Origin of the sequence: Algoriphagus marincola DSM 16067 (assembly GCF_000429405.1) — a bacterium.
In the GTDB taxonomy this organism is placed as follows: Bacteria; Bacteroidota; Bacteroidia; order Cytophagales; family Cyclobacteriaceae; genus Algoriphagus; species Algoriphagus marincola.
In genome coordinates this window covers 63,733-89,193 of record NZ_KE386898.1, presented here as the reverse complement: position 1 = coordinate 89,193, position 25,461 = coordinate 63,733, and the positions used below count along the sequence as shown (strand labels likewise).

The window sequence follows — 25,461 nt, the reverse complement described above, 5'->3', positions numbered from 1 at the left end:
GAATGCTACGCATTTTCGAATTCCTTTATAAACTAAGGGCCTTTTTATTATTTGTCTTATTAGAAATCATCGCCATCTGGATGGTGGTCAGAAATAACTCTCCCCAAGGAGCAGCATTTTTCAATAGCTCGATGGCCATCTCCGGATCATTATTGAAAACTCAATCTGACATTACAGGATTTTTCAGTCTTTCTGAAGAAAATGATGAGCTAAGCGCTCAAAATGCCCGCTTGCTGAAGGAGTTGATTGGTCAAAATTCCATGGATAGTGTTTCCTACGCCCCATTGGATTCCAGTTTTAAGGCTTCCTTTGAAATCATCGGTGGTAAAATAGTAGGCCAAACCCTGCGTCTAGCTCAGAATCACATCACGATCAATCGAGGTGCGGACGATGGAGTCACAGAGGGAATGGGGATTTTCACCCAAAATGGTGCAGTGGGAAGAGTTAAGGAGGTTTCCAAAAACTTCTCCGTAGGTATTTCCCTCCTAAATACCGGGCTCTTGGTCTCTTCCAAAATCAAATCAAGCGATGTCTTCGGATCTATCAACTGGGATGGAAAAGATACTCAGGTGGCCAAAATGCTCTATGTACCTAGACACGTGACGCCTTCGCCTGGAGACACCGTAATCACTTCCGGCTACAACGCGGTCTTCCCGGAAGGGATTTTGATTGGCACAATCAAAAGCGTCAATCCATCTGAAAACCAAAATTACCTGGATATCAGTGTACAACTGAGTGCTGACTTCAGCAAGCTAAATTATGTGTATTTGGTCAGAAATACATCCATTGAGGAGCGGGATTCTCTCTATCAACAAGCCGAGATAAGCGATGAATATTAGAAATCTTTTTTCGACAATCATCTGGGGAATGCTGCTGCTGGTTATTCAGATATTCTTTTTGAAAAACCTGGCACTCTTTGGCGTTGCCCTTTGTTTCATTTATCTATTGCTCATTTTACATCTACCTGTCAACATATCGACCATTTCGCTTTTGGTGATCAGTTTCTTAGTTGGACTGACCGTGGATATGTTTTACGATACGGGAGGAATTCATGCGGTCGGCACTACATTTATAGGATTTTTTCGACCTATCTGGCTACGAATCATCAGTCCAACGGGTGGATACGACGAAGGAACTTCCCCTACCCTTCAGGAAATGGGCACAGGTTGGTATTTGACCTATATTGTTCCTATGACATTCTTGTTTTCTCTTTTGTTTTTCACAGTAGATCAATGGGGAACCATGGGTGTTTTCAATATCCTAAACAAAAGCTTTTTTTCCTCCATTTTAACGGTGCTTTTGGCTATACTTGTACAAGCGTTGTTCTATAAAAGAAGGAGGAGTATTCTATGAACGACAAGAGGCCGTTTGTCATCATTATCATCATTTCCTTAGTTGGCTTAGTTTTGCTGACCAAGCTTTTTATGATACAGGTAATGGACGATAGCTTTACCCGTAGGGCAGAGCGAAATGCCATTCAGCGAGTGGTGGATCATCCTTATCGTGGATTGATTTATGATCGAAACGGCGAACTCCTCGTTTACAATAATCCTATTTTTGACCTGATGGTCGTACCCAAGGAGTTCTCTGTAAAGGACACGGCTAAATTCCTTTCGATTTTTGGGATTGAAAAAGAAGACCTAGTCACAGCTTACAATGCTGCTAAAAAGTATTCATCCGTCAAGCCATCTCCGCTGATCAAGCAAATTTCTTCAACGGATTTTGCCAAGATTCAAGATTTCCTCATCGACTACCCGGGCTTATTTATCACCACGAGATCTGTGCGCTCCTACCCTACCCCTATTGCAGCTCATGCTCTTGGCTATATTGGTGAGATCAATGCCCGCCAACTCGAGAGAGACAGCTCAGACTATTACGAACAGGGTGATTATGTAGGCCTAAGTGGAATGGAGCGATTCTACGAAGATGAACTGAGAGGTCAAAAAGGGGTCAAATACAAAATGGTCAACGTCCGAGGCGTAGATAAGGGACCATTTAAAGATGGGGCTTACGATACCGCGTCCGTTGCAGGAATCAATCTAACGTCAACACTGGATCGAGAACTTCAGCTATACGGTGAGCATCTGATGGAGGGGAAAACAGGATCAGTCGTGGCCATCGAACCAAAGACAGGTGAGATATTGGCGATGATTTCCGCTCCCTTTTATGACCCAAATGAATTGACTGGAGCTGATTTTGGAAAAAATTACTCCATTCTGAACTCCTTGGATAGCAAGCCTTTCCTCAATCGTCCGGTCATGGCCCGCTACCCACCCGGATCCATCTTCAAAATTGTGCAGAGCTTGATTGGTTTACAAGAAGGGATCATATTTCCAGAGACGACCTTTACTTGCAACAGATCTTTGGTAGCCTGCCATAATCATCCTTCTCCGGTCAATCTTTTCGGAGCTATCCGAAATTCCTGTAACCCTTATTATCATCAGGCTTTCAGAAGGATCATCAATCAGGAGATCTCCAGCAATACCTTTAAGGATACCCAGATTGGTCTGGATGCCTGGCGGGAAAAAGTGATGAAATTCGGACTTGGGGGAAAACTCGGGGTAGATATGGTCGGCGAATACGGTGGGGATGTCCCTTCCAGTCAACTTTATGATCGAGTCTATGGTGAAGGACGCTGGAAATACTCGACTATTTACTCGCTTTCAATTGGGCAGGGAGAATTACAGGTGACTCCATTACAAATGGCCAATTTGGCAGCCATATTCGCAAATAAAGGATATTATTACACCCCGCATCTTATCAAAGCAGTGGATGGAGATCCTACTAGAATCCCTGCCAAATTCAGAATCCAAAATGATGTAGGTGTTGACCCCAAGCATTTTGATCTAATTCAAGACGCAATGGCGGAGGCACTTTACGGAACAGCAAATCGGGCTATTATCCAAGATTTGGTGATTGCCGGTAAAACAGGAACAGCCCAAAACCCACATGGAGAGGATCACTCTGTATTTGTGGCTTTCGCACCAAAGGATGATCCGAAGATTGCGATAGCTGTCTATGTAGAAAATGCGGGATGGGGTGGTCGAGCTGCAGCAAGTACGGCGAGTTTGATGATTGAAAAGTACCTTCGAGGACAAATCACCAGACCCCAGTTAGAAGAATATGTATTGGCCAATAATTTCATCTATTAATGCGAAGTAACGATCTCCCCATCAGTCGCGTCGATTGGCCTACCGTACTAGTCTATTTTGCCTTAGTCATCATAGGCTGGTTTAATATCTATGCTGCGGTTTTTGACGGGCAGGCTGCCAAAAGCATTTTCGACTTTTCTATCAACTCGGGTAAGCAGCTTGTTTGGATCGGTGCTTCGGTGGCGATTATCCTTGTTATCATGGCCGCTGATCATCGGCTTTTTGAAAATCTTGCCCTTCCGGTTTACCTCTTTTTCCTTGTTTTACTTCTATTGACTCCCTTTCTGGGAAAAGAAGTTAATGGGCAGGTACTTTCCATAGGAGTTGGCTCCTTCAGGATACAACCTGGCGAATTTGCCAAATTTGCAACAGCACTCGCGCTAGCAAAGGTGATGGAAAGGCCGAATTTCGATCTCTCTCAAACCAAAAACCAACTTATTGCCTTGGGAGTGATGATGGCACCTGTAATCCTGATTTTGCTGCAGCCTGACACGGGTACGGCAATGGTTTACTTTGCGCTTTTCATCATGTTTTATCGAGAAGGTTTTCCTCAGCGCTATTATATCTTGGGTCTTGGTTTTATTGCCCTGTCTCTACTCGCTTTGGGTATTGAAAACAATTTATACCTAGCAATAGGAATAGGGCTAATCTTTTTATTATTAGTATCCATCGGAAAGCGATCTTGGAAAAGGACGCTGGTATTTGGAGCGATTGCCCTGGTGATGATAGGATACAGCTACAGTATCGATTTTGTGGTATCCAAGCTCCCTCCTCATCAGCAAAACAGAATCATGGTTTTGTTCAACCCTGACTTGGATCCGCTTGGAGTTGGTTGGAATGTAACCCAGTCCAAAATTGCCATTGGTTCAGGTGGATTCTTAGGAAAGGGTTATTTGCAAGGCACCCAAACCAAGTTTGATTTTGTACCGGAACAACACACGGATTTTATCTTCTGTACGCTAGGGGAAGAATTTGGCTGGTTGGGCAGCTTGGTAGTAATCGGATTGTTTATGACTTTGCTTTACCGGCTGGTCGTCATGGCAGAGCGACAGAAAACACGATTCGCCAGAGTCTATGGCTACTCCGTGCTTTCTATCATTCTTTTCCACTTTATGATTAATATTTCGATGACGATCGGGCTTTTCCCGGTAGTGGGAATTCCACTTCCATTTTTCAGTTATGGAGGATCCTCCTTGTGGTCATTTACTATTTTGCTATTCATCTTTATCAAAATGGATGCATCCCGTTCTCAGCAATTGGGCCGATTGGGTTAATCCAGGAAGCGTCTATAGACCAATGAAAGAAATTCGTCCACTGGCTCTGAATTGGGTTCCCAACCTAACTCGGGTAGGTATCGATGATTAATTAATTCGATGGCGTCTTCCAATGAATCACAGGCATCAAGCGATTTCAAAGCATGAGTTAATAAGTCATCATTACCTTCGAAAAGCTCCTTTCGAAACATGAAACGCTGATTGATGGCCAGGCTTTCCGACAATTCACCAATAATCCCTTTCATCCCTTTATAACTTTCAGCAGAAAATCTAGCACGAACTTGCGTCACTTGAATCGAACCTGAAGCGCTTGGACTTGGACTCTTTGGAGTAGAAGCAACCGGCTCAGGTGTAGTTTCCACTTTTGCCTGAGGAGCTTCTTTTACTTCCTCTTCTTCGAAATTCTCAAAGAAAGAAGCAGACTCCTCCGTCTTTGGGTTTGGGGCAAGGGCTTCCGCTTCAGTTTGACTGTCATTTTGTAGATAAGCATCGAGGTCAAAAGCTTTGACATCGCCCAAGGTGGCAAGCAGCAAATTGACGGACTCCAATTGATCCTTCACTGCTTGGTAATTGGCCGCGATGGCTTTTTTATAGTCTGACGCCTCCTGACCAAACCCAGCCTTGTCGATCAAAAAATTAATCAATTGAGCATGCCATTTATAGTACTTTTTATTCTCGCGCAGGTATTCATTGATCTGCTTTGCCGGGGCCTGATCGATTTCAGATTGATAATAGCTCACAGGATCAGTGGCCAGTTCTACAGCTCTTTTCACCGCCTCTTCGAGTAAGGGCTGAAAATTTCCTTTCTCCACTCGGATTCTTCGGGATAGCACATTCATAAACTGGGTTAAGGCTTCATGAACTGAAATATCCCGATAGTCGAAATAAGGATTGCTTTTCAGTTTCTGTAATTCCTTCTGCCACAGCTCGAAGAGATGCTTGATCACAAAGAAATTAACTTGGACAGAGCTGGTCAAGCCAACGATATCCTGTCCTGAGATGAATTGCCGATCAGTAAAAAACCGTTCGCAGACGGTCTCGGAGTACGCTTTGGCGTAATTTTCTAAATATTTGCTGTTAATTTGAGTTGTCATTCACTTGGTGATTTACTAAAGTCAACGAAGAAATGTCCCGAATAGTGATAGAGAACCTATATAATCGTACCCTGGACTCGGGCAATCGCTCGGGTAAAGTTATTGAATTAATTCATGAAAACGGCATCGATTGGATGCATGCCTGCGGCAAAAAAGGTCGTTGTACCAGTTGCAAAATGATCGTCGTTTCAGGGATTGAAAATCTCGACGCACCCAATGAACGGGAGCTTTTCTACAAAAAACAAGGAAGATTGAAACAGGATGAAAGACTTTGCTGCCAAACGGATATTCCTGAAGGTGATCTTCGAATCCGAGTGGCAGAAATCAACAAATTCCCCCATCTAGACTACAGCGAGTAAGGCATGTTTATAGAACCATCTGTACGTAGAAGTGGTACTCATGACCGGAAAGGTCAGCTTGAGGTGATTTGTGGATCCATGTTTTCCGGAAAAACCGAAGAACTGATTCGCAGGTTAAACCGTGCCAAAATCGCCCGATTGAAAGTTGAGATTTTCAAACCCAAAATTGACACTCGCTATCACGAAGAGGAGGTAGTATCCCATAATGAAAACTCGATCCGCTCCACTCCAGTGGATTTTGCAGAAGATATCCTGCTACTCAGCGGAAACTGTGATGTGGTAGGGATAGATGAGGTGCAATTTTTTGATGATCGAATCGTATCCGTGGTCACCCAACTCGCCAATCAGGGCAAGCGGGTAATAATGGCGGGGCTTGACATGGACTTTGAAGGGCAGCCTTTCGAGCCTATGCCCAAGTTGATGGCAGTAGCAGAGTATGTGTCCAAAGTCCACGCGATTTGCATGAAATGCGGGGATTTGGCTGCTTTTTCCCTCCGACTTTCCGATTCCAAACAGAAAGTAATGCTGGGTGAGCATAGTATCTATGAGGCGCGTTGCCGCAAATGTTTTTTTGAAGACAAACGCTGATGCTCAAAAAGACTGAGGGAATAGTCATCAACTCAATCCGGTACAGGGATACAAGCCTGATCGTCAAAATATTTACCCGTGAGCTCGGACTAAAATCCTACATCATCAATGGAGTGAGAAAAGCTGGTGCCAAATCAAAAGCAGCACTTTATCAACCGATGACCATTTTGGATTTAGTAGTCTATGAAAAGGAAAATTCGGGACTGCAGCGAATCTCCGAGTCCAAACTAGCCCATCCCTTTGCACTGATTCCTTATGAATTTCCCCGCACAAGCATTGCACTTTTTCTGGCAGAGGCAGTTGCCAAGTCGATTTATGAAAATTATCACAACGAACAATTATTCGACTGGCTCAAAAATTCACTTCTGTGTTTGGACCGAAATACACAGGAAATCAAGCACTTTCCGCTAGTATTTCTTCTGGAGATGGCCAGATTTATCGGGTTTGGGCCTGAAACTCCGCACGAATTATTGGACGAAAGTCGCTCCTTGCCATTTGATGCGCAGGAACTTTCGCAGGCTATCGAATACCTAGAGTGTCTGATGAAGGATTCTTATTCCTGCCAATTGAAAGTTAAAAAGGAGCTTCGAGGCAAATTATTGGACTTTTTGCTGGTTTTTTATGGAGAGCAACTCGATAGCAATCAAGTTTGGAAATCCATCGCGATCATCCGAAATGTGATGGCTCAATAAAAATCAGAGAAAAAAACAAATATTTGTTAAATCTAAGATATAGCTGTAATATTGCAGACATACCGCAGGTGAACAGGCATCCCACTTTGTCCTGAACAATTCAAGCAGTTCTTTTTTGCTACGATCTTCATTTGCGATCAAAACCGCGTTAAGCACACTATTATTATCATTCACTCATACTCTCTTTATGTACAACATAGAAGAACTCAGAATCAGATTACTGTCTGAACTGAAGGAAATCGCCGAGGAACTGGGCGTCAAAAACTTCAAATCCCTCAAAAAAGACGAACTCGTCTACGCCATCCTCGACCAGCAAGCTATCACCCCAGAGCAAGCCCTCCCTAAGAAAAAACCTTCAGCAGCAGAATCAACACAAGAGCCTCCCAAAGCCGAAGAACCTGCAAAGGCAGCAAAGCCAGAAAAGAAAGAAAAACCAGCCGCTAAGGAAGAAGAGCCGGAATTCAAACCAAAATTCCGAAGACAAAATGTGACCGAACTTCCTAAAGAGCAAGGCAAGCCAGAGAAAAAAGCGGCAGAACCTGAAAAGGCTGAAGCTCCCAAAAGACCTGAAAAAAGACAGGAAAGCGGAGATGAAAATCCCAAAACTTTTAGACCTAGACGCAAGGTTTTTGAAGAGGTCAACGTAGCCAACGAGTCCAAAGATGAAAAGGCAAAACCAGAGGCAGCAGCTGAACCTGAAGTAGAGCTTCCAAAGCGCAAAAACTTCAAGTCTCAAGATGAAATTCATACTCCTGCAGCCGAAACAGTCCCGAGCAATAAGAAGAAGACCTATGTCAGTCCTAAGGAATTTGACGGAGTCATCGAAAATGAAGGGGTATTGGAAATGATGCCAGAAGGCTATGGTTTCCTACGCTCACTGGATTATAACTATCTGGCTTCTCCAGATGATATTTATGTATCACCGAGTCAGGTCAAACTATTCGGCCTGAAAACAGGAGACCATATCAAAGGCTCTATCCGACCACCTAAAGAGGGTGAAAAATATTTTGCCCTTTTGAAAATCGGCACTGTCAACGGAAAGACGACAGACGAAATTCGTGATCGCGTTCCTTTCGAGTACCTCACTCCGCTTTTCCCTGAAGAAAGATTAAACCTTTCCGCCAAACCAGACGGCTATTCTACTCGAATCTTGGACCTTTTCGCTCCTATCGGAAAAGGTCAGCGAGGTATGATCGTAGCCCAGCCAAAAACTGGTAAGACGGTCTTATTGCAGCAAATCGCCAACGCAATTGCTAAAAACCATCCGGAAGTACACCTGATGATCTTGCTGATCGATGAGCGTCCGGAAGAAGTGACCGATATGGCCCGATCCGTACGAGGTGAGGTGATTTCCTCCACTTTTGATGAGCAAGCCGAGCGTCATGTGAAAGTTGCCAACATCGTTTTGGAAAAAGCTAAGCGAATGGTAGAAGTAGGCCATGATGTGGTTATCCTTTTGGACTCCATCACCCGACTTGCCCGTGCACACAATACTGTGGTGCCTAGCTCCGGAAAGATCCTTTCCGGCGGTGTGGATGCCAATGCCCTGCATAAGCCCAAGCGATTCTTTGGGGCAGCGAGAAATGTGGAAAATGGCGGTTCATTAACTATCATCGCCACAGCTCTTGTAGAAACTGGATCCAAGATGGATGAGGTGATCTTCGAAGAATTCAAAGGAACCGGTAATATGGAATTGGCTTTGGACAGAAAGCTAGCCAACCGAAGAATTTATCCATCGATCGATGTCTTGAGTTCCGGTACTCGACGCGAGGACTTGCTGATGGACAAGGAAGAAATGCAACGTGTGTGGATTCTTCGCAAGTTGATGAGCGACATGAACTCTCAAGAGTCCATGGAATTCCTACTCAACCGAATGAAAGGAACTCGCGACAATGCAGAGTTTTTGATCAGTATGAATGGGTAAAAAACCCGATGTTTGATGTTGGGTGACCGATGCCTCGGCCTCGTTCAGCACAAGTGTCCTGTTATAAAAAACGAAACCGGCTCGAAAGAGTCGGTTTTTTTTATGCGCAGATTCTTAAAGCGGTTTTTATAGGTTATTATTTTTTACAGATTATCTATAAGAAAATGGATTTTAAACCACCCAATTTGCTTTGTTTATTAAGTATTTGGTTAATAGTGATTTACTGAATAATTTTCACTCCTTTTGTATAATTAATAGCATTTGTATAGCAAAAGGAAGCTAGCTAGATTCTTGTAAATAAACTTTTGGATCCGGAACAAACTCTTGTATTCAAAAATATTTCAAAGGCCCTACCTAGCATAAAAAGAGATCAGGAAAATATTTGCATATTTGAGTTGATAAAAGTGTAGAATTCTGAAAATTTGATCAAAAATTAAAATTATTCTGTAAGGCTACTATTTTTCAACGATTTATGACATTTGTCAGAAAATACAAAAAGTATTTTTTTGTATGTTTGTGACAATAAAGTGTTAACGAAATTTGATTAAAATTTTTAGGAAAATAATTCAGAGCTCCCTATTGGGATGTTTTCTGATCATACTTTTGGACCATTTCCTTTATATAAGAAGGAAAGAGGCACTTTTTTATTCAAATCCAAAGCAATTCAGCCAATTCGTAGGACAATTTCTATTAATTTTTGGATTGTTGTTAAGCCTTGGAAGCGGAGATGTATTGGGGCAGATAGCTCTCAGAGGTTCGGCAACCAATACGAGCAATGGTGGTTCAATAGTTCTAACGGCTCCAGCAGATTTGCAAGTTGGAGACTTGATGATCGTAAATATTGCAGAAAGTGACAATGATCGTGACCAATTAGGCCAAGGAAGTTATTTAGGTGGATGGACAACCATTGTTTCAGGGGTTTTCGCCTCTGAGGGAGATAATAGGTGGGCTGTAGCTTGGCTTTATAAGATCGCTGATGCTGGAGATGTCGCAAACCGAAATTTCGATTTTGATGCAGATAATCAAGCAGAAAGCATTGTAGGTGGAATTGCTGTCTTTTCCGGAGTTGACACCACAGATCCCTTCGATGCAATAGGAACTCCTGTAGTAGGTGATGCTGATGATTTGACGGCAAGTGCAATTTCTCCTCCAACTCCCGGAAATGCAATTGTTATGCTCGGCGTGGTTGCTGACGACAGAACCTATTCCGGCTGGAATACAAATACACCTGGTCCAGGAACCCTTCCGTTAAATGAGATTTTTGAAGAAACATCCAGACGAAGTGCCGATTTATCTGTGGGTGCTGCATGGGCTCCTAATCCAAATACTGGGAATACTGGAGACGGAGATGCTGAGCTGGAAAATAATGAGAATGATCCCTTTTCGTCAATATTACTTGCTTTAAAGCCTGCTTGTTCATCCTCAGCTAATCCTGGCCCAACAATGTCCCCAATTTGTCAAGGAGGAACATCCGCTGGTCTCGGTGGGAGTGTTGGTGGTTCCGCTACAGGTGGTATATGGTCTGATGGAGGAATTGGAGGTACTTTCAGCCCTAGTGCTACAAACTTAAATGCGACCTGGACTCCACCTGCTAATTATATTGGAACTGCTACACTTACCTTAACTACTACAGGCGGGGGATGTGATACTTTCGATTCCAAAACAATCTTAGTAAACCCAAGCCCGACTGTTAATGCAGGCTCCTCACTTCCTGCCATTTGCCAAGGAGATAGTTCTGTTCCATTAGGAGGCAGTGTGGGTGGCGGAGCTACAGGTGGAACTTGGTCTGACGGCGGAATTGGAGGAACTTTCAGCCCAAGTGCAACTGCTCTAAACGCAACTTGGACACCACCCGCATCTTATAGTGGCACTGCCACTTTAACCCTGACCACATCAGGAGGTTCCTGTGGTTCGGTTAGCGATTCAAAAACCATTACAGTAAACCCCGGTGCAACAGCAGATGCCGGAGGTGCATTGGCGGCCATATGTCAGGGAGAAACCTCGGCTCCTATGGGAGGGAGTATTGGGGGAGTGGCTACTTCGGGCACATGGAGTGGAGGGGCCGGTACCTGGACGAATGCTAACAATCCTGCCTCTGCTACCTACACTGCATCAACAGGAGAATCTGGTTTAATCACACTGACCCTCACTACTACGGGTGGAGCATGTGGCACCACTTCAGTTTCAAAAACCATTCTAGTCAATGCACTTCCACAAGCAAACCCAGGTCCCGCTTTAGCAGGTATTTGCCAAGGGGAAACTACTTCGGCAATGGGTGGATCCGTATCGGGATCTGTTGCGGGAGGAGTTTGGAGTGGAGGGTCCGGTACTTGGACTAATCCTACTGATCCAGCTAATGCGACCTATACTGCTGGGGCCTCCGAGTCAGGAACAATTACCCTAACCTTAACGACAGTCGGGGGGGATTGTGGAGTAACTACAGCAACCAAAACGCTAACAATTACCACTAGCCCAACAGCTAATGCAGGAGGAGCCTTGGCAGAAATATGTGATGGCGAGACTTCGGCACCAATGGGAGGAAGCATAGGTGGTGCCGCTACAAGTGGCATTTGGACTAATTTGAATGGAAATGGTACCTGGACCAATGCCAATGATCCTGCCAATGCAACCTATACAGCAGGCCCAAACGATAGCGCATTAGGCCTAATCACTTTGCAGCTTACTGCTAGCGGTGGTTCCTGTAGTCCTGCAGTAGTTACAAAAACTATCCAAGTAAATCCGGGCAAAACAGTCACCCCTGGTTCTTCCGATACATTCTGTTTTTTCACAGGAGACATTAATCTTACCCATAGTACCACTGGGGCTACCGGAATATCTGGAGATGGAATAGATGGCGCTAATGGACTTCCTACGGGCGTAAGTGCCACATTTAATTCTTCTACCGGAGAAATAAGCATAACAGGCAACGCAACAGAGCTGGGAACCTTCAACTACAGCATAGAATTGCTGGGAACCTGCGGAGTAGCCTTTGCAACAGGAACTATCATTGTAGAAGATTGTGGCTGTGTAGAGACTTTGGATTTTGACACTAATCCTTCAGGTACATGGGTTGTTCCGAATGGAGTGACAGAAATTATTGTGGAAGCCTGGGGAGGTGGAGGAAGAGGTGGTAGAAGAACTGTTGATGGATATGGAGCCGGTGGTGGTGGTGGTGGTTATTCACGATCAATTATTACAGTTAATCCTGGTGATTTCTTCAATTATACTGTGGGAGCTGGGGGGAACAATTCAGACATAAATGGAGGCAACTCTGTTTTCGGTTCAAATTTAGTAGTAGCAAATGGAGGTCAGGGGGCATCAACTAACTCATCAATTGGAGGAAATGGAGCATTATTGGGCGTTGGAGAAGTACGAAGAACTGGAGGTGATGGAGCGAATGCAGATAACTCAGGTGGCAGTAGAAGAAGTGGAGGAGGTGGTTCTTCAGGAGGTCCAGGTGGAAATGGAATTGATGCAACAAATCAAAATGGAGCTACAGCTCCTGATGGTGGAGGCATTGGAGGTAGTGGTGTAGCTAACACTTCTACAAACACTCCTGGTGAGCCAGGTGCGGAACCAGGAGGGGGTGGTGGAGGTGCCCGAAGAAATGGAAGTAATCAAGATGGAGGTGAAGGCGGAGCTGGTCGAATCACAATTACTTACACCTTGGATGCGGGCATTGTCAATGGCCCTCAATCTATTTGTGTCGGAGGTACGACTACATTTACTTCTACCATGACTGGAGGAGTCTGGTCATCAGCAGATCCTTCTATTGCCACAGTCAATCCCACAACAGGAGTGATTACTGGGGTAAGCGCGGGTGCAGCAACGATCCGATATACCATAACGGGCTGTTCGGTAGCCACTTCTTCCAGAACAGTTTTTGTAAATCAGCCTATTGATCCAGGAACCCTCAGTGGAAATCAGGATATCTGTATAGGAGGAGATACTCAGCTTTTATCTTCAACGGCCTTCGGAACCTGGTCTTCATCTAATCCAGCTGTTGCCACGGTTTCCAGCACAGGCTTAGTAACTGGAGTTTCCGCAGGTTCAGCGGAAATATTCTATACCCTCCCTGCCAGTGGGGGCTGTCCTGCACCTGAGACTAGTATAATTATCACTGTCACTGCACCACCTGATGCAGGAACCTTGAGCGGAGTACAGGAGGTATGTGAAGGAGGAACAAGAACTTTCTCCTCTACTACTTCAGGAGGTATTTGGTCCTCCGGAAATCCAGCTGTTGCCACAGTAGATCCTTCAACTGGGCTTGTGACCGGAATAGCTGCAGGTTCCGCAATTATTACCTACACGGTTTCAGGCTCAGGAGGCTGTGCAGATGACTTTGAAACCCGGTCCATTACAGTAACCCAAGCGCCTGATGCAGGGACCTTAAGTGGGGCGGATGAACTTTGTGTAGGCGAAACTACCCTATTCAGCTCAACTTCAATAGGAGGCACTTGGTCCTCAAGTAATACAGCAGTAGCCTCAATAAATGCATCGACGGGAGAAGTCACTGCTCTTTCTAGTGGTACAACTACTATTAGCTACACAGTAGCAGGCTCAGGAAGTTGTTCAGATGACACTGCTACCCGAAACCTAACTATTAACCCACTACCAACACCTACATTTATTACCCAACCCACTGGAGTAGTGTGTATTGGGGAAGAGGTAACTTATTCAACTCAAACCGGACAATTCAATTACGACTGGCAGATATCTGGTACGGAGGGAGTTGATTATTCTATATCCTCTGGTGGAACAAGTACAGACAATTCTTTAACTCTGATTTGGTTGACTCAAGGCACCAAACAAGTATTCTTGAGTTATTCGAATTCAAACGGATGTTCTGCTCCTTCCTTTATTAGCAGCTCGGTTTCAGTTAGTCCCCTCCCAAATCCTACTTTCTTAATTGAACCATCGGATGATTTTTGTATTGGTGATATATCTTTATATACTACCCAATCAGGACGTTCGAATTATTCTTGGAATATCTCTGGAGTTCAAGGCACAGATTATAATATTGTAGCAGGCGGATTAACTACTAATACAATTTCAATAGAATGGCTGACAGATGGAACTAAAACTGTCACTGTTAATTATGAAAACTCCAATGGCTGTCAAGGAGCAAGCCCTGTATCTAATACAATCACTGTAAATCCGATCCCGGTTCCTACCTTCACCACTGCTCCTTCCGGAATAGTATGTATAGGTGAGGAAGTCACTTATACAACACAGTCAGGGCCAGAAATTTCAGATTATGATTGGACTATTTCCGGTGATGAAGGAATAGACTTTACCGTAACCGCTGGAACCGACAATACATTAACAATCATTTGGTTGACTGCTGGGCAAAAAACTGTAACAGTCAACTATGAAAACTCCAGTGGTTGTGCTGGCTCCTCACCGGCAACAAGCACTATTGACCTGGATCCTCTGCCTGTTCCGACCTTCACCACTGAGCCTTCCAATCCAACATGTATTGGGGACGAGGTAACTTATACCACCCAGTCGAACCAATCCAACTATATCTGGACAATTACAGGGACTGAGGGAACTGATTATAACATTACCGGTGGTGGTATTGGCACGAGTAGTAATACAGTGACCATCGAATGGTTGACTGATGGAGATAAAACTGTGACGGTTGGTTATACCAATCCCGATGGTTGTATTAGTGCTACCTCAGCTTCCAATACCATTACCCTAGACCCTCTTCCTGTTCCTACCTTCACTACTGAACCTACAGATCCGGTTTGTATTGGAAGCGAAGTCACTTACACTACCGAAACAGGGCAATCCAATTATATATGGACCCTTTCCGGTACGTTAGGGAATGATTATAATATTACCGCGGGAGGAGTTGGTACTGGTAGCAATACAGTGACTATTGAATGGTTAACGGATGGCACCAAAACCGTCACTGTAAATTATACAGATGCAAATGGATGTACAGGCATCTCCCCAGCTTCCAATACCATCAATTTGGATCCCCTCCCCGCCCCTACTTTTACGGTGGAACCATCTAATCCTGTCTGCCTCAATGATGTGGTAACTTATACGACCCAAGGTGGTCAATTCGACTATGACTGGGATATTTCAGGAAACTTAGGTACGGACTACAACATCACTGCGGGAGGAATTGGAACGACTAGTAACTCAGTAACTGTTGAATGGTTGACATCTGGGTCGAAAACAGTCACAGTAAATTATACGGATGGAAATGGATGCTCTGTACCTAGTCCTGCCAGCAATACCATAGAGGTAGGTGTTTACACCTCCATTATTACACAGATTGATAATACCAATGTACTGGAATGCTTTGGAGATGGTTTTGATCCTTTATTTGTTGTGGCACTTGGATCAAATTTATCTTACCAATGGTATAGAAATACCACCGGAGTCATTGATACTTCTGTAGATACGCAGGTTGGAACAAATTCTAACACATATACTCCCCCTTCTACACCTGTAGGAGCTTCGTATTATTATGTAGTTGTTTCTGGAGACTGTGGTACCGAAACTTCTGCCGTTTCAGGTGTCCGTATTGTGAATCCTTCGGGAACACTTATAACAGACAATCCCGATGTTTTGGATGAAACGATATGTTTTGGAGACTCTTTTTCTCAAGAACTGAATGTGGCCGCTTTGGGGGATGGAGGAAGTGCGGTTACTTATCAATGGTATCAAAATACAAGCCCAGATAATACAGGAGGGGTTATGCTTTCAGGAGAAACAAGCCCAACCATGTTTACTCCTCCTTCTGATGCAAGTGTTGCAGATGGATTACCGAGATATTACTATGCTACAGCGTCAAGTACCTGCGGTACCGTTCCCACTACAATATCCGGTGCGTTCATAGTTAACCCGTTGACATCTATTGAAAATGAGGATCTTACAGGAGAAATAATTTGCGAGGGTGAGGGTCCGTTTAGCTCGATTTCGGTGACTGCAATAGGAACTGGAACCTTATCTTATCAGTGGTACAGCAACACTACTGGAGTAATTAATACTGGAGCTGACACTCCGGTTGGAACAGACTCAGATACATTTACTCCACCTTCTGATGTGGCTGATGGCACACCTCGATATTATTACGTGGTAGTTTCCAGTTCAGGCGGTTGTGGACCTGATCAAACTTCTGGTATTTCTGGAGCCTTTGTGGTGAATGAATTGCCAGTTCCTACTTTAAGTCCTGCTCCTTCAGGAGAGGTTTGTGCAGGCACTTCGGTAACCTACACCACTGAGTCAGGACAATCCAATTATAATTGGACAGTACCTGGAGCAGCTGGAATAGATTATACCATTACCGCAGGCGGAATTGGGACAACAGATCAAACAGTGACGTTGACATGGCTAACTTCTGGAACCAAGAATGTCTCCATAAATTACAACAACTCAAACAATTGCGCTGCTGCCACGCCTACTGTCATTTCTACGATTGTCAATGCGCTGCCTGTACCAACCTTCACTACTGCTCCCCCAGATGAAGTTTGTGTAGGTGAATCAGTAACTTATACTACCGAAGTAGGTCAATCCAATTATGTTTGGAACATCCCGGGAACAGCTGGTTCAGATTATAACATTACAGGTGGTGGAATTGGAACCACTGACAATTCCGTAACGCTAACTTGGTTAACGGATGGCACCAAGGATGTTTCTGTTAATTATACAAACTCCAACAATTGTACAGCTGCAACCGCAACAATCAATTCAACAATCGTCAATGCTCTTCCTGTTCCTACATTTATCACCCCTCCTCCTGCTGAAGTTTGTGTTGGAACATCAGTAACCTATTCTACCCAACCGGGTCAGTCTAATTATACTTGGACTATTCCTGGAACAGCAGGAATAGACTACAATATCACAGGAGGTGGAATAGGAGCTTCAAGCCATACAGTCACGCTTACCTGGTTGACGGCTGGTGCAAAAGATGTATCAATTAATTACACCAATGCCAATAATTGTATAGCAGCAACTGCTACAGTCAATACCACAATCGTCAATTCGCTTCCAACACCAACATTCACCGATGCACCTCCTGTTGAGGTTTGTGTAGGAACTTCGGCAACTTATTCTACTGAATCGGGTCAAACCAACTACATCTGGACAGTGCCAGGAATAGCTGGAACAGATTACACGATAACTTCTGGCGGTATTGGGACTGCTAGCAATACAGTTACACTTACTTGGTTGACAGCTGGTGTCAAAAACGTATCGATCAATTATACCAATGCCAATAATTGCTCCGCAGCAACTGCTGTTGTCAATACTACCTTCGTTAATGCCCTACCTGTACCAACATTTACAGCACAACCTTCTACTGATATCTGTGTGGGTAGCTCGGTAACGTATACTACCCAATCAGGTCAGGATAATTATACCTGGTCAATCCCAGGAACTGCGGGAACAGACTATACGATCACATCTGGAGGTATTGGACCTTTTGACAATACAGTCACCTTAACTTGGTTATCTGCTGGATCCAAAATTGTCTCTGTAAATTATAGTAATTCGAATAATTGTGAAGGCGCATCAGCTGTCACCAATACTATTGATGTCAATCCTCTACCTGTTCCAACATTCACAGATGCTCCTACCGCTGATCTTTGTATAGGAGCTCCGGTCACTTACACTACGCAACCTGGACAATCAAACTATATCTGGACAATCCCAGGGACTTCGGGAACCGATTACACCATTACCTCCGGAGGTATAGGGTCTTCCAATCACACCGTCACTCTTACTTGGTTAACTAGCGGTACCAAGAATGTTTCGGTGAATTACAGTAATGCTGGAGGATGTACGGCGGTATCAGCTGTGACCAATTCCACGGAAGTAAATGTGACCCCTGTCATATCAGATATCACAGGAACTGTAATCTGTAGTGGGGAGAATTTCGAAGTAATCCCGCTAGATGGATCTAATGGCTTGGTTCCTGCTGGAACGACTTATACCTGGACGGTATCTTCAAATGGAAATTTAACAGGTCAGTCTGATGTGGCTACTCCTCAAACCACTATTTCACAGACCTTGATAAACACTTCATTGGTGGATCAGACGGTCACCTATACAGTCACTCCTACCACTCCAGACGGATGTGTTGGGAATACCTTCGAAGTCGATGTGCTGGTCCGGCCTATGCCAACTGTAGATCCTATCTCAGATCAAGATATCGGTTGTTCTGGCCAATCTACCACAGCTGTGAATTTTACGGGTAATGGAGTCGCAGGAGTAGTTTATAATTGGACGAATAGTGAACCATCGATTGGTCTAGCTGCGTCCGGCACTGGAAACATTCCTGCATTTATTGCGGAGAACCCTGGTTCAGGTCCGATTACTGCCACCATTACAGTAACACCTACGGTGAATGGTTGCCCAGGTCCTTCAGAATCCTTCACTATTACTGTTGACCCAACCCCAGTAATTACCCTTCAGGCGGATTACTGTGCTGTAGATGGAAGTGTGCTTTTAGTGGCAAGTTCAAATGTGACTGGAACAACTTGGTTATGGAATACCGGAGAGACAACCTCTTCAGTACTTGTAGATATCGCCGGATCTTATTCGGTAACAGCTACCTCGCCTGATGGATGTACCAGTACATCGTCAATCAGTATCGCTGAGGAATTAATCGTGGATGGATCCTTTACCAATTTTGATCCTGCAAATCCAAGCTTCTTCACTGAATACACTCAAAATCAAGCATATTATGTCAATGGTAATCCCGCAACAGGTTTATGGCCTGAAGGTTATTATGCAGTGAATGTAAATGCTCACGGAAGCACCACAACCACTCCTCCAGGATATCATACTAATTTTTATGGTAGAGACCATACCAACAATGCGACTGGACCTAGAAACTTCATGATGGTTAATGGAGGTGCGCTAATAGGTAGTCCTCTTAGACAGCCCGTTATTTGGAGACAAGAGGTCACGGTTGAGCAGTTTACAGAGTACTATTTCTCCGCTTGGGCGATGAATTTGAACCCTGCATCAAATGCTAGACTACAATTCAAAATCAATGGTCAATTAGTAGGTACTGTTCTGGATTTATCCACAGCCCCAGAGCCAACTAGTCAAGCTCAGGTAGGGTTAGATAACTGGAGAGAATTCAGATCCAATCCAAGCTGGAGCTCGGGAACTGCCACAACTGCAATCATTGAAATTGTCAATCTAAATACTGCACTAGGTGGTAATGACTTTGCATTGGATGATATTTCCTTCGGAACACTTTCCCCTTTCATTAGATTAACCTCAGATCCAGGAACTGATGATAGTCAAGTTGTCTGCGAGGATTCTCCAATTATAGATATCGAATATGCAGTTGGTGGGGGATTGGACGGTCCAATAGTTACAGGACTACCTGCAGGTCTTTCAGCTATTTGGAATGGAGTTAATTTGAGAATTAGCGGTTCTCCAACAACTCCTGGTGAATATACCTATGAGGTCTTTACCACAGGATCCTGCCAGCAGGTACGAGTGGAAGGTTTGATTGTAGTAAGAGATGTCCCTGATGTAAGCAACATAGCAAGCGACCAAACCATATGTGAGGGAGATACACCTGATCCTATTATTGGGGATGTTTATGCCCCTCAAGACCCTGGGTCTGTGATTTCCTACAGATGGGAAATGAACACTGATCTTTCTACTCCAAACTGGGTAGACGTTCCAAGTAATCCATCAGGTGCTGATTTCGCTCCTCCTGTCCTTACAGAAACTACTCAATATAGAAGGTATACTATTTCAACTGTGGGTGGCAATTTCTGTGAAGGACCACCTTCTGATCCGGTGACCATTACGCTGCAAAGCGAGCCTCTTCCTGGAGCAATAGCAGCTGATCAAACCATTTGTATTGGAGACGACCCTGTCGCATTTACAAGTACTGATGCAGGGGATGGCGATGGTGATGATATCAGCTATATCTGGCAGTTTAGGAATGCTTCTAACCCAATCTGGACTCCAATTGCGGGAGCTACTGGAGAAACATATGATTCACCGGCATTGACAGAGACCACAGAATTCCAGAGAATCGTTGTTTCGACTCTGAATGGAGTTTCATGTATATCAGCACCATCCAATATAGTCACTGTCACTGTTACTCCAGAAAACACAGTAACCCCAGTCAACCCTGATCCAGTTCTTTGTCTAGATACAGCCGTTCCAATTACACTTATCCATCGTACTACAGGAGCCACAGGAATAGCGAATGAAGGTATAGCAGGAGCAAACGGATTGCCGCTAGGAATAAGTGCCTCTTTTGATCCTGGCTCAGGAGACATTACAATATCAGGTACACCATCTGAGGTAGGAGTATTTAATTATAGTATCCCTTTGACTGGAGGATGTGGGTCAGTAAATGCGACAGGTACCATCACAGTAGATAATCCGACATACCCTATTTCCAATATTGAGGTAAACAACCCACCTGTTGGATCATCTCCTCCTTATGTTTCTACATTTACCGTTTACGGTCCTGATCTAACCCCGGGAGACTACATAATAAATTACAGTACAAGCGGAGCAAATGAGATTGCAGATCAAACGATTACGGTGACCGTCACCAATGCAGGTCAGTTTACTTTCGCATCTCTCCCTTATTCCAATGAGGGAACAACCATCCTGACTATCAACTCCATCGAAGGAGTTGCCGATCAATGCCCATATTCAGTGCCTACAAACAATACAGCTCCATTTGGCATCAACTGTAGTACCGAGTTTTTAGAAGCAGGTGGAAACTCCTCCTACTCCGTTGGTGTAGGAGTTAGCGAAGTGACGATCCAGGTATTTGGGGACGGAGGTAATCCGGCACCGGTCACAATTCCTGTAACTCCTGGTTCTACACTTTATGCGGTATTTGACGGGACAGATGTTTTTGTGACCCCTCTAGGTCCTTCCGAACCAATTGGTGATAGACTGGCTCAGGCCATTGTGAGCACAGCTGGACCAAATGGTAGGATTGTCTTTACTTATGACTGTACTACTCCACCTCCTTGTATAGGTACCGGAGAGGTCTTCCAATACACTGATTCAGAAGGCTTCACTATAATCCGCATCACTGGTGATTGTTCCTCTTGGACTTGGAACGCTCCCGATGGCTTGGATGAATTCGAGGTATTGGTCGTTGGTGGCGGCGGCGGCGGTGGCTTTGGAGATGCTGCTGGTGGTGGCGGTGGTGGTGCTGTAATTTATCAGCAGTATACCGGAATCACCATGAATGGCTTGCCCGGATTGCAAGGTGCTACTTTTGAAGTTACCCCGGGTAGACAAGGCTTTGGGGCGACAAGCTCAGGACAGCAAGGTGGAGATGGATATGGCTCATCGTTTACAGGGACATCATTCGATTATACTGGTGGAAATACATTTGTAGACCTAAACGCTGCTGGTGGTGGCGGTGGTGGATCCTCTAGCACAGATGGTATCATCCGAACTGGTAGAGACGGTGCCTCCGGAGGCGGTGGAGCAGCACATGGTACTGATAGCTCTACAGGAGGATTGGCAACCTATTCCGGAGGAAATGATGGCGGAATAGCCTATGGGCAAAGCTTTGGCCGTTCTGGTGCAGGTGGCGGTGGTGCAGCTGCAGGGGGTGGAAATGGAAATGGAGATGCATCACTTCTAAGCGCCGGATCAGGCGGAAATGGAGTCATGAACGACATCTCAGATGAGGAAGTTTATTATAGTGCTGGAGGAGGAGGAACCTCTTCTGGAGCTGCTGTTAATGAACCTGGAATGGGAGGAAGCCCTTATGGAGCCTCTTATGCAGGAGGTAGAGGAAACAATACCGGAAGAGGCTTACCTGCTACTACCTATGGTTCAGGCGGAGGTGCCGGAAGAACAGGCGGAAGTGATGGCTTCCAAGGCGTAGTTTATATCCGCTACCCTAATTTCCGAATTCTTCCAATTGAATACCTCTACTTTAAGGCTGATTACAATGCAGCTCTTCGCTCTGGGGATTTAAGTTGGGCAACTGCCAAAGAATGGGAAAATGATCGCTTTGAAATAGAGCGCTCTGTCAATAATGTTACCGATTGGGAAAAAATAGGAGAGGTGACAGGAGCAGGTTATTCCGATGGACCGGTAGAATATTTCTATCAAGATCGCAAGCTACCTCTAGCGGGAGGAGATATTTTCTATCGATTGAAGCAATTTGATTTTGATGGAGACTCTACCTATAGTGATATCAGAGCCATCCAAGTCGACCCAATGTCTGGAGTGACTTATTGGAGAGTATTCCCGAATCCGACTTCCGGAGATCCCATCAACTTGGAGATGATCGATACGGGTGTTTACAATGACGAGGAGATCTCTATTCGAGTCATCGCAGCGACAGGTGTATTCGATAGTATTTCAGGTAAATCTGCTAAGCTTCTCAGTCAACAACTATCCTTGATTCTGAGAGATAAGGCTGCCGGAGTCTACACCTTAGAGATTAGCTGGGGCGAAAACCGAGAGTATCACAAGGTAGTCCTAAGACGCTAGCGAAACCCTTTTATTTCAACTTTATAAATTCCTATTGAATGGCTTCTTTTTTCAAGGACAGCCATTCAGAAGATCCTGCATACTATTTCAAATGCAGCTAATTTTTAATTAAGTAGAGAGATTCTAAGCTTCATTACAGAATGAAGCACATTTTAGGCTTCAATATTTTTGGAATTCCCGCTTAAAACAGATTCAATTCTTTCATCATTCCTATCAATTGCGATTACTCTTACCAAGAAATCCTTGAATCGCATGAAGATGAGACCCGTGAAAAAACATCAATATCCCTTACAAAGGGGACCCTACCTAGTAAAATCCCTAAACGGTATTTTATAATTTTTTGACTTCTATTTAAAAATTTTATTCTGAATTTCTCTTTAAATCAGAACATTTCATTATACTTGCTTGTTAAGTGCAATTAAAAGAACGAATATTTAAACTTAAATAAGTTCGTTTTATGAATTTTGATTTTAATACTATAAAAAATGCATTTCGAATAAAAGTGAAAAAAATACTGTACATATTCGTTTTATTCATTGCCATTATAGTGGATCAAAAATCCTATGCACAGTGCGGAACTTGTGATGTTACAATATTCAATAATGGGGCTGGGAATGATACACCCACCTCACTAGCTGATGGTCAAACAATTTGTATTACTGCTGCAAACAGAAATAGATCAATAAATCTGCGAAATCGGAATAACCTTACCATATGTGTAGCTCCAGGAGCAAATTTTTCGGGCGCCCTTCAAAATTATAATAGCAATAATCGGATTACAATCAATGTCTTTGGAACGTATGAAGGAGGCCTTACACTCAACAATTTGAATAGTGAATTCAATGTTTTCGCAGGAGGCTCTTATGATGATGCCGGTACTCTTCGCGTGGATAGAGGTAGCATAAACAATGCAGGAACTATTAGAAGACCAATAGACATAAGGAATGGTAGTACCTACTTTAACTCTGGAACAAGTACAGGCAACATAACTCTTAGAAACAATGCCGTTTTAACAAACGAAGGCACCATTGATATCAATAACCTGACTATTCAAAACAATCCTACAATTTTCAATAGACCAACAGGTATAATAGATGTAAATAGCACAGTTACTTTTCGAGGAACCATCTTAAATGAGGGAAACATTATAATTGACGGTAGTGCCAACATACAAAATGGTGCTAATTTTTCCGTTTTGAACAGTGGTAGATTTGAAGTAGATGACAACATCAATCTCCGCTCTGGAGGAACATTGGTCACAAGCAATCCTTTCAATCAAAGCCCAGTCGCAATAATCATAGCGAGAGATATTAATTTACAAAACAGTGGCTCAGGGCATAGTCTTTCAATTAGTGAAAATACTCTAGTTGATCTTTCCCGTGATTTAATAATCAATGGACCATATCCGGTTTTTGTGAATGGTGAATTAAGCATCGAGAGAAATCTGAATATCAATAATTCTGGAGGTGGGGACCCAACTAGACTTACTATTTCTGGCTCAGGACAGGTATCTGTTTCAAGAGATCTTACCTCCAATAGAAGAATAGAACTCAATGATAATGCCTCACTTTCTGTCGGCAGAGATTTGATCACCACAAATAACAGTAGCACCGCAAACAATAATATTACCTTAAATGATAATTCATCACTGACTGTCAGCAGAAATACAACCATCAATCGACCAATCATAGCAAATGGAACTTCTTCGGTCATACTTAATGGAGATCTTGACATTCGAAATGTTGGAGGCTCAGGATTAAATTTCAATAATAGTTCGTTTTTAAGTGTAGGAGGTGAGACCGATGTAAGGGGACCAATCATATTTTCTGACAATTCAATAGCAGATTTTTTGGATGATGTCAATCTATTCAATGTAGGAAGTTCAAGAATAGAGCTTTACGACAATGCTGATATTTTAATTACAGCCGACCTTACAGCTCAAAGCTTTGGCTCAACAGTTATTGTGAGAGACAACAGCCAATTTGTTATTTGTGATGCTAGAGGTCCAAGTGGATCTATTGAAGGGGCATTTCCTCCATCTTCACGTTGGGGTTCAAGCATAGATCCTTCACCTGCATATTACGGGGGATGCCGAATCCTTCCTGTCGAATTCCTATCATTCCAGTCAACCTATCAAGTAGCCAAAAGAACAGGTCTCCTCGAATGGTCCACCGCCAAAGAATGGGAAAGCTCCCACTTTGAAATCGAGCGTGCAGTTAATTCAGTTGATTCATGGGCTAAAATAGGAGAACTTCAGGGAAAGGGATTTGCTGATACTCCTACTTCCTATACATTCGAAGATATGAATCTTCCTATCCAAGGCGGTAATATCTTCTATCGACTGAAGCAAGTTGACTTTGACGGAACATACACTTACAGCAAAACTACAGCTATACAAGTAGAGGGCCTTAAAGGCAATAAGTCATGGAGAGTCTATCCAAACCCAACATCAGGTTATCCTTTCCAAATTGGACTGCTTGATCCTTCATCCTATCGGGATGAACCTATCTCCCTTCGAATTATTTCACCAACAGGACTTTACCACTTTATTCAAGTGAATGATCTTCGATCTATGGGATCTCAAGTTGGGGATTGGTTATCCAATCAGCCATCAGGCTTGTATACTTTAGAAATAATTTGGGGAGAAAACCGAGAGTATCACAAAGTGATTTTGAGAAGATAGTATTATTACCCCCTCCTTTTTATGCTGATTTTTTAGCATCAATCCCCAATTCCGCTAATTCGTGAATATTTTTTAATGGATTTATCTAGGGATAAAATTGATTTTTTAAAGAAATAAAAAGAGATATTTCCAATTTCCTTGAAAACTACTGCTAGCTTCTGATAATCAAGCAAAGTATTTTTTTGAGTATAATTTAAAATACATATTTTTGTATTTCAA

The 25,461-nt window shown here is 43.6% G+C and carries 11 protein-coding genes; 10 read left to right on the top strand and 1 reads right to left on the bottom strand.

The genetic code is table 11. The annotated features are described in order from the left end of the window. Positions 1–2: 2 nt before the first annotated feature. The 4 genes from mreC to rodA are packed head-to-tail and all read left to right on the top strand — an operon-like array spanning position 3 to position 4,426. Positions 3–839 (top strand): rod shape-determining protein MreC, encoded by an 837-nt coding sequence (gene mreC / locus G457_RS0117380; RefSeq protein ID WP_026947579.1) that lies wholly within the window; start codon positions 3–5, stop codon positions 837–839. Further along, the gene (locus G457_RS0117375; protein WP_026947578.1) at positions 829–1,353 is read left to right on the top strand and encodes a hypothetical protein; all 525 of its coding nucleotides are present in this window, start codon (positions 829–831) and stop codon (positions 1,351–1,353) included. Before mreC ends, G457_RS0117375 begins: the two co-directional genes overlap by 11 nt. Then, positions 1,350–3,152 (top strand): penicillin-binding protein 2, encoded by a 1,803-nt coding sequence (gene mrdA / locus G457_RS0117370; RefSeq protein ID WP_026947577.1) that lies wholly within the window; start codon positions 1,350–1,352, stop codon positions 3,150–3,152. Before G457_RS0117375 ends, mrdA begins: the two co-directional genes overlap by 4 nt. After that, positions 3,152–4,426 (top strand): rod shape-determining protein RodA, encoded by a 1,275-nt coding sequence (rodA, locus tag G457_RS0117365; protein WP_026947576.1) that lies wholly within the window; start codon positions 3,152–3,154, stop codon positions 4,424–4,426. Before mrdA ends, rodA begins: the two co-directional genes overlap by 1 nt. Here rodA and G457_RS0117360 read toward each other — a convergent pair. Beyond that, on the bottom strand, positions 4,423–5,520 hold the full coding sequence (locus tag G457_RS0117360) for a hypothetical protein (protein ID WP_026947575.1): 1,098 nt from the start codon (positions 5,518–5,520) through the stop codon (positions 4,423–4,425). The two genes, rodA and G457_RS0117360, sit on opposite strands and share 4 nt — an antisense overlap. 32 nt (positions 5,521–5,552) lie before the next feature. Between G457_RS0117360 and G457_RS0117355 the strand changes: the two genes are divergently transcribed. From G457_RS0117355 to G457_RS22405, 6 genes are all read left to right on the top strand, one after another. Continuing rightward, the gene (locus G457_RS0117355; RefSeq protein ID WP_026947574.1) at positions 5,553–5,879 is read left to right on the top strand and encodes a 2Fe-2S iron-sulfur cluster-binding protein; all 327 of its coding nucleotides are present in this window, start codon (positions 5,553–5,555) and stop codon (positions 5,877–5,879) included. A gap of 3 nt (positions 5,880–5,882) precedes the next feature. Continuing rightward, a complete protein-coding gene (locus G457_RS0117350) occupies positions 5,883–6,467 on the top strand; it encodes a thymidine kinase (protein ID WP_026947573.1) in 585 nt (194 codons plus the stop codon). Next, the gene (recO, locus tag G457_RS0117345; protein WP_026947572.1) at positions 6,467–7,159 is read left to right on the top strand and encodes a DNA repair protein RecO; all 693 of its coding nucleotides are present in this window, start codon (positions 6,467–6,469) and stop codon (positions 7,157–7,159) included. Before G457_RS0117350 ends, recO begins: the two co-directional genes overlap by 1 nt. A gap of 187 nt (positions 7,160–7,346) precedes the next feature. After that, complete coding sequence (rho, locus tag G457_RS0117340; protein ID WP_026947571.1) at positions 7,347–9,083, top strand: transcription termination factor Rho; 1,737 nt, start codon at positions 7,347–7,349, stop codon at positions 9,081–9,083. Positions 9,084–9,788: 705 nt separating this feature from the next. Beyond that, complete coding sequence (locus G457_RS21895) at positions 9,789–22,559, top strand: beta strand repeat-containing protein (protein WP_211230241.1); 12,771 nt, start codon at positions 9,789–9,791, stop codon at positions 22,557–22,559. Positions 22,560–23,061: 502 nt separating this feature from the next. Continuing rightward, the gene (locus tag G457_RS22405) at positions 23,062–25,242 is read left to right on the top strand and encodes an autotransporter outer membrane beta-barrel domain-containing protein (protein ID WP_155847189.1); all 2,181 of its coding nucleotides are present in this window, start codon (positions 23,062–23,064) and stop codon (positions 25,240–25,242) included. The last annotated feature ends 219 nt before the right edge of the window (positions 25,243–25,461 follow it).